Raw genomic sequence first — 12,155 nt, 5'->3', positions numbered from 1 at the left:
ACGGCCAGCCGGCGCGCCGGCGCCGCGAAGCGGCGGAGCCGCGCGCCCCGAAGGGGCGCTGCGGCGAAAAGAAACAAAGACTCAACACCGCCGACTGGGCGTCGTGAAGGCCGGACGAGTCAATTCTATCGTCGGCCGGCCCTAGAGGGGCCCGGTCGGAATCTCCAGCCGGGCCTCCAGCCCACCCGTCGGCCGGTTGCGCAGCAGCAGCCGGCCGCCGTGGGCATCGGCCACCGCCTGGACAATGGACAGGCCCAGCCCGATGCCCCCGGTATGGCGCGCCCGCGAGGACTCGACACGGTGAAACGGGTCGGTCACCCGGGGCAAATGCTCCTCCGGAATGCCTGGCCCCTCATCCCGCACGATGATGGCGTGACCGGGACCGTTCAGGACGCTCGCGGGCTCGAGCGCCACCTCGGCACCGCCACCGTACAGGCAGGCATTGCGGGCCAGATTGACCACCGCCCGGCGCAGCGCCACGGGTCGGCCGCGTGCCACGACACCCTGCCCTTCGTCCACGTCCTCGTCGAACCGCACCGGCTCGCCCGTCTCCGCCAGATCAACGCACACAGCGGAGACCAGGGCGGTCAGGTCGACGGCCCGAACGGCCTCGGCGGTGGCGTCCTCGCGGGCGAAGTCCAGCGTGGCCCGCACCATGGCCTCCATCTCCTCCAGGGTGGCCAGCATGCGGGTGCGCTCCTCCGCGTTCTCGATGAACTCGGCACGCAAACGCAGCGAGGTGATCGGCGTCCGAAGATCATGCGAGATCGCCGCCAGCAACCGCGTACGGTTGTCGATCAGGCGGGCCAGCCGGGCCTGCATCTCGTTGAAGGCCCGGGCCACCTCGCGCAATTCGCGGCTGCCGGCCTCCGGCAACGGGTCGTGGCGCGGGTCCACGCCCATGCGCCGCGCCGCGTCGGCCACCGCCCGCAGCGGCCGCGTCATGCGCCGCACCGCCCACACTGACAGCGCCAGCGTCACCGCCGCCATAAGACCGATGGAGGCCAGCGCGCCCGGCGTCCAGAAGCCCCGCGGGCGGGGCACGAAAGCCACCGCGTTGAGCCATCGTCCGTCCTCAAGAGCCACCGCGAGCCCCATGGCCTCCTCGTCCGGATCACCGACCACCCAGCGATGCAGATAATGCCGGAACGGACCATCCGCATCGCGGGGTTCGCCGTCCCCAGCGCCGGACCGCCAGGGCGGGAAACCGCGCCGTTCGAAATCCAGCCACGGCCGTGGCGGCCGACCGGCCTGCCCCGGGGCCACGGCAGGCGCCTCCGGCGGCGACAATCCGTCCGGTGGCACCACACCGATCCGCACCGCGCGCGGACCCGCGTCACCCTCCGCGAAGGCCCCTGCAAGCGCCCGTTCCAACACATGCGCGCGGAACGCCATCCGCCCCTCCGGCGCCGGCGCGTTCGCCGGGATCAACGGGCTCTCCATGACCCGAAGCCGCAGCCGACCGTCCCGAAACACCCTCTCCAGGCGCCGCTCCGCGCGGGGCGATCCGGCGGCCTCGATCAACCGTGTGGCCTCCACAACCCGGGTGACCAGCGCACGCCCGCCCAGCATCTCCAGCAAGCGGGCGCGGTCGAACGAATACAGGCCCAATGACATCAGATGGGAGACGGTCAGACCGATCAGCAGCACCACCACCGTCTGCCCGGCCAGACTCGACGGCCCCCACCGCCACGGTGGCCAGCGACGCTTTTCTGATTTGCTCTGACTGGGGCGGTTGTCGTTCATAAGGCCTCTTGATGCACGCGTGTCCCCGGTGACATGGCTCGCGGCACATTGTCGACTCATCATCATGACACCATGATCATGGCATCTTACCGTCCGACTTCGCATGAAAGGAGACGCGGCATGCGCGCCCACGCCACCGTTTTCGTTTTGGGTCTTGCCCTGGCATTGACCGCGCCGGCCATGGCCGACGAGGACCCGGCCACTGACGCTCCGGGAGCCGCCTACTGCAAAGCCATCGCCCATCAGTGCGGGCGGGCCTGCGACGACACCACGGAGCCGGGCAGCGTCTCCGCCGCCGCGTGCGAGGCCCGGTGCGCCGTAGACCGGGCCGCCTGCGAGGCCCGTGACGGCCTGTCGGGAGTCGAACCCTGGCTGGCCGACAAGACCGACAAGCTGGACCGCTTCATGCAGGGCTTCGACGAGGGGTTCGATCCAGACGACGCCCCCGACTCGGTGGCCTCCTGCGGCGCGCGTCAGGAGACCTGCGAAACCCAGTGCGAGCAGCGTCACCCCCACGACGACTACGCCCGATCTGGCTGTGACAGCGTCTGTGCCCTGGACCGGGCCACCTGCGAGGCCAATGCCGGCGTGGAGGCCGCCCGTCCGTTCATCGAACGCGAGGCCCGCCGCCTGGAGGAGTTCTTCGACGGCCTGCTTGGCGACGGCGAGCCGGCCCCGCCCGAGCCGCCGACGTGGGGCGAGCCCAACCCCGACGGCACGGTGGATCTCTGAGGCCAGAGATGCCAGGTGATTTACGTCCACGCGGCGCCGGGGCGGCCCATGTGGGTGTCGTAGATAACACCGGGGGCCTCGTCGCTCGGAATCACGCGCGAAACCGGCCGGGCAACGGCGGCGGCGGCCGTCTGGCGCAGAATCCAGCCGCGAAAGGCGGCGACGCGCGGCGTGTTCAGCAGGTCCGGCAGGCACACGAACCAGTAGGCGAAGTTGCTTTCGATGGCGAGATCGAACGGAGCCACCAGAAGCCCCTGGACCAGTTCGTCGGCGATCAGGCCGGTGCGCCCCAGCAGGACGCCATGGCCGGCGACGGCGGCCTGAATGCTCATGGTCGAATCGACAAACCCCGGTCCCCTGTCGGCGTCGATGTCGGCCGTCGCCCCGGCCGCGCGCAGCCACACACTCCAGTCCAGGCCGCCATCCTGCAACAGCACATGATGGGCCAGATCGTCGGGAGTCCGCAGGGCATGCTCGCCCGTCAGCAGCGCCGGCGCGCACACCGGAAACACCTCGTCCCGCAGCAGAAGCTCGGCATGCAGGCCCGGATACGGGCCCGGTCCCAATCGCAGGGCCACGTCCGCCACCCCGGCCTCCAGGTCCACCGGCGCGAACCCGGTCTCCAGCCGCAGCTCGATCTCCGGATAGGCCGACAGGAAATCCCCAAGGCGCGGAATCAGCCACTTGGCGGCGAAGCTGGTCATGGAGGCGACGGTCAGCCGGCCCGCCTCCTCCTGGGCCAGCAGCGAGTCGGTGGCGGTGTGCAAGATCTGGAACGCCTCGCGCACCTGACGGGCATAACGCTGGCCAGCCTCCGTCAGGTGAATCGCCCGCGTGCCGCGCCGGAACAGGGCCACGCCCAGATGCTCTTCAAGGGCCTTGACCTGATGGCTCACCGCCGCCTGGGTGACGTGCAGATCCTCCGCCGCGCGCGTGAACGACAGGTGGCGCGCGGCGGCGGCGAAGGCGCGCAGGGCATTGAGCGGCGGTAGACGGCTGGACGACATGGCGACGGGCTCGACCGAAGGGGGACCCACGCCAGTCTATGCGTTTTGGCGCCCGACGCACCCGGATTCCACGCGAGCGGGACGCTTCGTTCATCCGACCGCTGGCACCGGGCCCCGAAAAGCCTTACCTGTGCGGCAGACGATCAACTTGCGGAGACTGACCCATGCCCAGGGTGGAAATGTACACCACGCCGATCTGTCCGTTCTGCGTCCGCGCCAAGCAGTTGCTGGCACAGAAAGGGGTCGCGTTCGAGGAACACAATGTCATGCTCGACCCCGCGATGCGGGGCCAAATGATGGAGCGCGCCGGCGGCGCCCGCACCGTGCCGCAGATCTTCATCAACGGTCAGCATGTCGGCGGCTGCGATGAGTTGTACGCCCTTGATGCCAAGAGCGGGCTCGATCCCCTGCTCGCCGGAGAACCGGCATGACGGGCGAAGAGGCTCGGCCCTTCCGGGTGGCCTGTATCCAGGTCAACGCCGGCAACGACATGGACCACAACATCTGGCGGGCGCTGGACGCCGTGCGGCGCGCCCGGGCCGGCGGCGCGGAACTGGTCTTGCTGCCCGAAAACGTGGTCATGATGGAATTCGGCCGCGAGCGGGTTCTAGCCCAGGCCCGCCGGGAGGAGGAGCACCCTGCCCTGACCGCCTTCCGTGACGTGGCACGCGAGACCGGTGCCTGGATTCAGGCGGGCACCCTGGCCATCCTGGGAGACGACGGCCGGGCTTCGAATCGGGCCTATCTGATCGCGCCTGACGGCGCGGTGGCGGCTTGGTACGACAAGATCCACATGTTCGACGTCAACCTGTCGGCCGAGGAGAGCTACCGCGAATCCGACACCATGCGGCCCGGCGACCGCGCCGTGGTCGCCGACCTGCCGTGGACGCGGCTGGGTCTGTCGGTCTGCTATGATGTCCGCTTCGCCTCTCTCTACCGCGCTCTGGCGCAGGCCGGAGCTGGCGTGCTGAGCGTGCCGGCGGCCTTCACGGTGCCGACCGGACAGGCCCACTGGCATGTTCTGCTGCGCGCGCGGGCCATCGAAACGGGAAGCTACGTGTTGGCGGCGGCGCAAAGCGGGCTGCACCCGCGCGAACGGCGCACCTTCGGGCACAGCCTGATCATCGATCCCTGGGGCACGGTGCTGGCGGACGCCGGCGAAGCGGATTTCGAGATCATCCATGCCACCGTGGACCCGGCCCAGGTGGCCGAAGCACGCCGACGCATCCCCGCCTTGACCCACGACCGGCCGTTCACGGGTCCGTGACGGCCGGTCGGAGCCGGGATGGTCGAGGTCCTGGCAATGGGATGGATAGAGGAGCCGCGGATGCCGCGCAGTCAGCGGCTCACGGCGGCGACCAGGGCCTCAGCCACGCTGACGGCCTTTTCCGCCCGGGCCTTGGCGAAGGCGTCCCCGGCTTCCGCCACATCGTCGCGGGCCGACCGCAGGCGTTCATTGGCCGCGTCTGGCGCGACGTCGTCGAGTGTAAACGCCTCCTCGGCCAGCACGGTGCAGCGGTCCTCGGTCACCTCGGCAAAGCCACCGGCGACGAACAGCCGGGTTTTGACCTGACCGCCCTCGTGGATGTCGATGACCCCGGGGCGCACGGTCGAGAGCATCGGCGCATGGCGGGGCAGAACGCCGAAGTCGCCCTCCAGACCCGGCACCACCACCATTTCCACCGCTTCCGAAACCAGCAGCCGATCCGGCGAGACCAGTTCGAATTCCGTCGTTTCCGCCATGCTTCAGATCACTCCGGAGACGCAGGTCGTCTCAATCAGATGATTTGGCCGTAGGTTGGGGTGAGCGAAGCGAACCCCAACCCTGCCCACAACACTGCCAAGCCTTGTTGGGGTTCGCCTTTCCAAGGCTCACCCCAACCTACAATTCAGGCGCCCCTTACGCCGCCTCGGCGGCCATGCGCTTGGCGTTCTCGATGGCCTCGTCCATGGTGCCGCACATGTAGAACGACTGTTCCGGCATGTGGTCGTACTCACCCTCGACCAGACCCTTGAAGCCCTTGATGGTGTCCTCAAGCTTAACGTATTTGCCCGGCGAGCCGGTGAACACCTCAGCAACGTGGAACGGCTGCGACAGGAAGCGCTGGATCTTGCGGGCGCGGGCCACCACCAGCTTGTCCTCTTCCGACAGTTCGTCCATGCCCAGAATGGCGATGATGTCCTGCAGCGACTTGTAGGTCTGAAGGATGCGCTGCACCTCACGGGCCACGGTGTAGTGTTCGTGTCCGACCACGTTCGGGTCGAGCGCGCGCGACGTGGAGTCCAGCGGGTCCACGGCCGGATAGATGCCAAGCTCGGCGATGGCGCGATTGAGCACCGTGGTGGAGTCCAGGTGGGCAAAGGACGTGGCCGGGGCCGGGTCGGTCAGGTCGTCGGCGGGCACGTAGATGGCCTGCACCGAGGTAATCGAGCCCTTCTTGGTCGACGTGATGCGTTCCTGAAGGTTGCCCATGTCGGTGGCCAGCGTCGGCTGATAGCCCACCGCCGACGGGATGCGGCCCAGCAGCGCCGACACCTCAGAACCCGCCTGCGTGAAGCGGAAGATGTTGTCGACGAAGAACAGCACGTCCTGGCCTTCCTCGTCGCGGAAGTACTCGGCCAGCGTCAGACCCGACAGGCCGACGCGCGCGCGGGCACCGGGCGGCTCGTTCATCTGGCCGTAGACCAGGGCCACTTTGGAGTTGCCGCCCTCCAGGTCGATCACCCCGGAGTCCATCATTTCGTAATAAAGGTCGTTGCCTTCGCGGGTCCGCTCTCCGACACCGGCAAACACCGACACACCACCATGACCCTTGGCAATGTTGTTGATGAGTTCCTGAATCAACACCGTCTTGCCCACGCCGGCACCGCCGAACAGGCCGACCTTGCCGCCCTTGGTGTACGGGGCCAGCAGGTCCACAACCTTGATCCCGGTCTCCAGAATCTCGGTCTCGGTGGACTGGTCCACGAAACTCGGCGCCGGCTTGTGAATCGGGCTGAGCATCTTGGCGTTGACGGGGCCACGCTCGTCGATCGGCTCGCCGATGACGTTCAGGATGCGCCCCAGCGTCTCCGGACCGACCGGCATCCGGATCGGCTCACCGGTCGCCCGCACCTCCTGACCGCGCACCAGACCGTCGGTGCTGTCCATGCCGATGGTGCGCACCGTGGACTGGCCGAGATGCTGTGCCACTTCCAGCACCAGCCGGTTGCCGTGGTTGTCCACCTCCAGCGACGACAGGATGGGCGGCAACTCGCCCTCGAACTGGACGTCGACGACGGCGCCCAGGACCTGGGTGATCGTGCCGACGGTATTCGTGCTCGCGGTCGCCATGGCTACGTCTGCTCCTGATTGGCTGGTCCGTTTTGAAAGGTTCGTGTCGCGGCGCGGGCGCGGGGCCTCAACGTCAGGCCCCTAGAGCGCCTCCGCGCCGGAGATGATCTCGATCAGTTCCTTGGTGATCATGGCCTGACGGGTCCGGTTGTACTGAAGCGTCAGGTCCCCGAGCATGTCGCCCGCGTTGCGGGTGGCGTTGTCCATGGCCGTCATCCGCGCGCCCTGCTCGGACGCATAGTTCTCGGTCATGGCGCGGAACACCTGGGTCTTCACGTTGAGCGGCAACAGGTCGGCGAGAATGCCTTCCTCGGACGGCTCGAACTCGTAGATGGCCGCAGGCTCGCCACCGGCGGTGTCCGCCTCGTTGTCGTTGGCGCCGCTCGGCACCGGGAAGGGAATCAACTGCTGGCGCGTCGGGATCTGACTGATCGCCGATCGGAAGCGGTTGTAGATCAGGGTGCAGACGTCGAACTGGTCGTCGTCGAACATGTCCAGCACACGCTGCGCCACCTGTTCGGCCTCGCCGTAGCTGACCGTGCGCCGGCCCCAGTCCTCGAAGGTGTCGATGATCAGCTTCTGATGATCACGCTTCAGAAGGTCGCGGGCCTTACGGCCGACGCACAAGATCTGCACGTCCTTGCCGTCGGCCTGCAACTCGCGGATCAGCACCCGGGCGTTGCGCGCGATGTTGGAGTTCAGGCCGCCGCACAGGCCGCGATTGGAGGAGACCACGACCAAGAGGTGGCGCTGGGTCTCGCCGGTCCCGGCGAGCAGGCGGGGCGCGCCGGGCAGGCCCACCACGCTGCCGGCCAGGGTGCCCAGCATGCGGTCCATGCGCTCGGCGAACGGGCGGCTGGATTCGGCCGCCTCCTGCGCCTTTCGCAAGCGCGAGGCGGCGACCATCTTCATGGCCGAGGTGATCTTCCTGGTCGATTTGACCGAAGAGATCCGGCTGCGGAGATCCTTAAGGCTGGGCATGAGACGCGGTGCCTTTCCTCCTGTGGGGAGCGCTCACGCTCAGGCGAACGTCTTGGCGAAGCGGTCCAGGAACGCGACCAGCTTGGCCTCGGTATCCTGGGACAGCACCTTCTCCGTGCGGATGGCGTCCAGGATGTCCGGCGCCGACGCCCGCATTTCGCTCAGCATGTCGTGTTCGAAACGGCCCACGTTGTCCGTCTTGACGGCGTCAAGGTAGCCTTTGGTGCCGGCATAGATGGACACCACCTGCTCCTCCACCGGGAACGGCGTGTACTGGTTCTGCTTCAGCAACTCCGTTAGGCGTGCGCCCCGGTTCAGCAGCTTCTGCGTCGCCGGATCAAGGTCAGAGGCGAACTGCGCGAAGGCCGCCATCTCGCGGTACTGGGCCAGTTCCAACTTGATGGAGCCGGCGACCTTTTTCATCGCCTTGACCTGCGCGGCCGAACCGACACGCGAGACCGAAAGGCCGACGTTCACCGCCGGGCGGATGCCCTTGAAGAACAGGTCCGTCTCCAAGAAGATCTGGCCGTCGGTGATGGAGATGACGTTGGTCGGAATGTAGGCCGAAACGTCGTTGGCCTGCGTCTCGATCACCGGCAGCGCGGTCAGTGACCCGGCGCCGTGCTTGTCGCTCAGCTTGGCGGCACGCTCCAGCAGGCGCGAGTGCAGATAGAACACGTCGCCCGGGAACGCCTCGCGGCCCGGCGGGCGGCGCAGCAGCAGCGACATCTGGCGATAGGCGACAGCCTGCTTGGACAGGTCATCATAGAAGATGACGCAGTGCTTGCCATTGTCGCGGAACCATTCGCCCATGGTGCAGCCCGAATAGGGCGCCAAGTATTGCAGCGGCGCCGGCTCCGACGCGGTGGCGGCGACCACGATGGTGTAGTCCAGCGCACCCCGGTCGGCCAGGGTCTTCACCACCTGGGCCACAGTGGAGCGCTTCTGGCCGACGGCGACATAGATGCAGTAGAGCTTCTCGCTGTCGTCCTTGGCCTTGGCGTTCACGTCCTTCTGGTTGAGGATCGTATCCAGGATGATGGCCGTCTTGCCGGTCTGGCGGTCACCGATGATCAGCTCGCGCTGACCGCGCCCGATGGGGATCAGGGAGTCGATGGCCTTGATGCCCGTCTGCACCGGCTCGTGCACCGACTTCCGCGGGATGATGCCGGGGGCCTTCACGTCGGCGCGCTTGCGCTCGACATCGGTGATCGGGCCCAGGCCGTCGATCGGATTGCCCAGCGCGTCCACCACGCGGCCCAGCAGGCCGGCGCCCACGGGCACGTCGACGATTTCCTGGGTCCGCTTGACGGTGTCGCCTTCGCCGATCCCGGTATCGTTCCCGAAGATCACGGCACCGACGTTGTCATCCTCCAGGTTCAGGGCCATGCCCATGACGCCCCCGGGGAACTCGACCATCTCACCGGCCTGGATGTTGTCGAGGCCATGGATGCGGGCGATCCCGTCGCCGACCGACAGCACGGTACCGATCTCGGCGGCGTCCGCCTCGGCGCCGAAGTTGGCGATCTGTTCCTTCAGGATCGCGGAGATTTCCGCGGCGCGGATTTCCATCATCCAACCCCTTTCATGGAGAGACTCAAGCGTTGCAGACGGGAGCGCAGGGAGTTGTCGACCATGCGCGAGCCGAGACGGACCACCATGCCGCCGAGCAGGCCGGGATCGACCTGTGATTCAATGGCGACCTCGTTGCCGACGACCTGCTTCAGGCGGGCGGCGAGGCTCGCGCTCTGGGTGTCAGTCAACGGCCGGGCGGTAATCACCCGGGCGGTCATTTCGCCCCGCCGACGTGCCAGATGGCGCTGGAAGGCGAGGATCATGCCGGGCAGGGCCGACAGGCGGCCCTTGCGCGCCACAAGGCCCAGGAAGTTCCGGGTCACCGGCGCGGCGTCGATGCGCTCGGCCAACGCCAGGATGCCTTTCCCATGGTCTCCGCGCGACATCACCGGACTGGCGATGAAGCGGCGCAGATCCTCGCTGTCCGCCAGCATGTCCTGAAGGGCCTTGAGGTCGGCGGCCACCGCGTCAACGGCTTTCGATTCCTCGGCCAGATCGTGGAGCGCCGTCGCGTAGCGAACGGCCAGCCCGGATACCCGTGTCGTTTCCGATGCCACTGTCGCGCTGTCCCGATGGTTGTGCTGCTCAACACCGCCGACCGAGTGATTTCGGCAGGGCATTGAAATTAAACATGAAAACTGGCTCTCGGCGGGGCTCCCGCCGAAGACGGTGGTTCCTTACCACACTCCTTTCGCGGTTTGCAAGTGGCCGCCGACCCCGCGCTTACGGTTGTTGGCCGCGCGCCGATGCCCCGGCAACACCCCCCAGGGGTCACAAACCGGCCACAAACCCGGATCATCGTATTGTCGGATGGACAGAGGACCACTCGCGCAAGGACACACGCGGGACCTGGGGGAACGGGAACGGGATCAACCCGTATTGAGCCGAAGATCCGGATCCCTTATAAAGCCTTCTTCTGTCCGTCTGTCCGGACAGGACAGTCCGGCCCGGCGCCGCGGCCCACATGGTGGCCCGCGTGGTGACGGACGGGCTCAACAACATTGGTTTTTGCGTGGTTCGTTGAACCCTAAGGAACCGGTTTCGCGGAAGAACACTGAAGGAGACACTCCAATGCTGAGGACCTTGATCGCCACCACCGGGATCGCCCTGACCCTGGGCATGAGCGCCACCACCGCATCCGCTGCCGACGTGGAAAACGGCGAGAAATGGGCCAACCGCGTCTGCAAGGCCTGCCATACCTTCGACGAGGGCGGCAAGGACATGGTCGGCCCGAACCTGTACGGCATCGTGGGCGCCACCCCCGGCACGCGCGAAGGGTACGACTACGAAGCCCGCAACCCGAACGGCAGTGCCGCGATCCATTTCGCCGAGAACGGCCTTGAAAAGTGGACCGAGGAAGCCATCGCCGAGTACATTTCCAACGTGACCGCGTTCCAGGACAAGTACGGCGACGGCAACCGCAGCGCCATGGTCGTCAGCCTGCCGCCGAACGCGGCGCCGGATGTGGCCGCCTATCTGGCTACCCTGAACTAAGAGGGTCGGCCCGCCACATCGGCGGGCACACCCAACGAAGCCGCCGCCCCCACCCTGGGGCGGCGGTTTTGTATGACGGCCCGCGCCGGTCACGAATCGGGCGGGCCCCGTGAAACCTCTACAAGACCGCAAGCACCAGTAACGGAGAGACCGAGAATGACCGATTTCGTGCAGGTCGGAAAAGACCTCGCTGCCGGCATGGGCACTCTGGCCAAGGCAGAGCCCGAGACCATGGCCGCCTTCAAGGGCCTGATGGGTGCGACCGCCGGCAAGGAAGGCGAGCTGTCCGTCAAGATGAAGGAACTGATTGCCCTGGCCATCGCCATCACGGTGCGCTGCGACGGCTGCATCGCCCACCACGTCAAGCTGTGCATCGAGGCCGGCGCGACGCGCGGCGAGGTTATCGAGACCATTGGGGTGGCGCAGTTGATGGGCGGCGGCCCGGCCACCGTCTATGGGGTCGAGGCCCTGAAGGCCTACGATCAGTTCATGGACGCGGCGTAAAGGGCCCGCCGCGCCTTCCCACTTGACCGCGAAGGGCGCCCCTCGATGGACGGACTCACCCACGCCCTTCTCGCCGCGGCCATGGCCGGAGCGGCGATTGTCCTGGGGGGCGTCCTCGCCCGGGTCGAAGCGCTGCTGCCGGGCTGGCTCGACATGGAGGTGCGGCACACCGTCAATGCCGTGGTCGGCGGGGTCCTGTTCGCGGCCGTCGCCCTGGTCCTGGCCCCGCACGGCGCCGAGGTGCTGAACGCACCCGTCGCCGCCGCCTGCCTGGGTGGAGGCGGCATCCTGTTCCTCTGGGTGGACAAGGTTCTGAAGGACAGCGGCGCCAAGATGGCCCAGGTGCTGGCCATGCTGCTGGACTTCGTGCCAGAGGCGCTGGCGCTGGGGGCCATGCTGGCCACCGGGGCGCCGGCCGCCCTTCTGCTGGCGATGCTGATCGGGCTCCAGAATCTGCCCGAAGGGTTCAACGCCTATCGCGACCTGACGGCGGGTCGGCACGCCCTGCGCACGGCCACGGCGTTGGCCGTGCTAGGCGGATGCGCCTTGTTGGGGCCGCTGGCCGCCGCCGCCGGATATGGTCTCCTGGTCGACCGGCCGGAAAGCCTTGGCGTCATCATGCTGGTCGCGTCTGGCGGCATTCTCTACCTGACCTTCCAGGACATCGCACCGGAGGTACGCCTGGAAAACGCCTGGGCACCACCCCTTGGCGCGGTGGCCGGCTTCACCATCGGCCTTGTCGGCCACATGCTGACCACGTAACCCCGCGTCCGGCGCATTCC

Annotated in this window: 13 protein-coding genes; 6 read left to right on the top strand and 7 right to left on the bottom strand. The window is 67.5% G+C overall.

What is annotated here, in order from left to right:
- Window positions 1-141 precede the first annotated feature (141 nt).
- A complete protein-coding gene (locus BLS85_RS07945; RefSeq protein WP_176793503.1) occupies window positions 142-1,746 on the bottom strand; it encodes an ATP-binding protein in 1,605 nt (534 codons plus the stop codon).
- 120 nt (window positions 1,747-1,866) lie between these two features.
- On the opposite strand from BLS85_RS07945, the gene BLS85_RS07940 reads away from it, so the two are divergent.
- Window positions 1,867-2,478 (top strand): hypothetical protein, encoded by a 612-nt coding sequence (locus BLS85_RS07940; protein ID WP_176793501.1) that lies wholly within the window; start codon window positions 1,867-1,869, stop codon window positions 2,476-2,478.
- 20 nt (window positions 2,479-2,498) lie between these two features.
- Here BLS85_RS07940 and gcvA read toward each other — a convergent pair whose 3' ends face one another.
- On the bottom strand, window positions 2,499-3,485 hold the full coding sequence (gene gcvA / locus BLS85_RS07935; RefSeq protein ID WP_092784911.1) for a transcriptional regulator GcvA: 987 nt from the start codon (window positions 3,483-3,485) through the stop codon (window positions 2,499-2,501).
- 164 nt (window positions 3,486-3,649) lie between these two features.
- Here gcvA and grxC point away from each other — a divergent pair, with 164 nt between their 5' ends.
- Complete coding sequence (grxC, locus tag BLS85_RS07930; protein ID WP_092784908.1) at window positions 3,650-3,916, top strand: glutaredoxin 3; 267 nt, start codon at window positions 3,650-3,652, stop codon at window positions 3,914-3,916.
- Window positions 3,913-4,752, top strand: coding sequence for a carbon-nitrogen hydrolase family protein (locus tag BLS85_RS07925; RefSeq protein ID WP_092784905.1), 840 nt, complete (start codon window positions 3,913-3,915; stop codon window positions 4,750-4,752). The genes grxC and BLS85_RS07925 overlap by 4 nt, the downstream gene beginning before the upstream one ends.
- A gap of 71 nt (window positions 4,753-4,823) precedes the next feature.
- Here BLS85_RS07925 and BLS85_RS07920 read toward each other — a convergent pair whose 3' ends face one another.
- The 5 genes from BLS85_RS07920 to BLS85_RS07900 form a co-directional block, all read right to left on the bottom strand.
- The gene (locus BLS85_RS07920) at window positions 4,824-5,228 is read right to left on the bottom strand and encodes a F0F1 ATP synthase subunit epsilon (RefSeq protein WP_092784902.1); all 405 of its coding nucleotides are present in this window, start codon (window positions 5,226-5,228) and stop codon (window positions 4,824-4,826) included.
- A gap of 157 nt (window positions 5,229-5,385) precedes the next feature.
- On the bottom strand, window positions 5,386-6,819 hold the full coding sequence (gene atpD, locus BLS85_RS07915) for a F0F1 ATP synthase subunit beta (protein WP_092784899.1): 1,434 nt from the start codon (window positions 6,817-6,819) through the stop codon (window positions 5,386-5,388).
- Between the two features lie 81 nt (window positions 6,820-6,900).
- Entirely contained in the window at window positions 6,901-7,800 is a 900-nt protein-coding gene (locus tag BLS85_RS07910; protein ID WP_092784896.1) for a F0F1 ATP synthase subunit gamma, read from the bottom strand.
- 39 nt (window positions 7,801-7,839) lie between these two features.
- Window positions 7,840-9,372 (bottom strand): F0F1 ATP synthase subunit alpha, encoded by a 1,533-nt coding sequence (atpA, locus tag BLS85_RS07905; RefSeq protein ID WP_092785402.1) that lies wholly within the window; start codon window positions 9,370-9,372, stop codon window positions 7,840-7,842.
- Entirely contained in the window at window positions 9,372-9,932 is a 561-nt protein-coding gene (locus tag BLS85_RS07900) for a F0F1 ATP synthase subunit delta (protein WP_176793499.1), read from the bottom strand. Before BLS85_RS07900 ends, atpA begins: the two co-directional genes overlap by 1 nt.
- A gap of 514 nt (window positions 9,933-10,446) precedes the next feature.
- On the opposite strand from BLS85_RS07900, the gene BLS85_RS19075 reads away from it, so the two are divergent.
- The 3 genes from BLS85_RS19075 to BLS85_RS07885 all read left to right on the top strand — a co-directional run bounded on the left by BLS85_RS19075 (window position 10,447) and on the right by BLS85_RS07885 (window position 12,135).
- On the top strand, window positions 10,447-10,869 hold the full coding sequence (locus BLS85_RS19075) for a c-type cytochrome (RefSeq protein WP_176793496.1): 423 nt from the start codon (window positions 10,447-10,449) through the stop codon (window positions 10,867-10,869).
- A 156-nt stretch (window positions 10,870-11,025) separates the two neighbouring features.
- The gene (locus tag BLS85_RS07890) at window positions 11,026-11,373 is read left to right on the top strand and encodes a carboxymuconolactone decarboxylase family protein (protein WP_092784890.1); all 348 of its coding nucleotides are present in this window, start codon (window positions 11,026-11,028) and stop codon (window positions 11,371-11,373) included.
- Between the two features lie 45 nt (window positions 11,374-11,418).
- Window positions 11,419-12,135 carry a ZIP family metal transporter gene (locus BLS85_RS07885; RefSeq protein ID WP_092784887.1) on the top strand — a complete coding sequence of 239 codons (717 nt, stop codon included), beginning with the start codon at window positions 11,419-11,421 and terminating at the stop codon, window positions 12,133-12,135.
- The last annotated feature ends 20 nt before the right edge of the window (window positions 12,136-12,155 follow it).

It is taken from the genome of Rhodospira trueperi (assembly GCF_900101965.1).
Taxonomy (GTDB): domain Bacteria; phylum Pseudomonadota; class Alphaproteobacteria; order Rhodospirillales; family Rhodospirillaceae; genus Rhodospira; species Rhodospira trueperi.
Note: the sequence above shows the minus strand (reverse complement) of the source record. Positions and strands in the feature narration are given on the sequence as shown.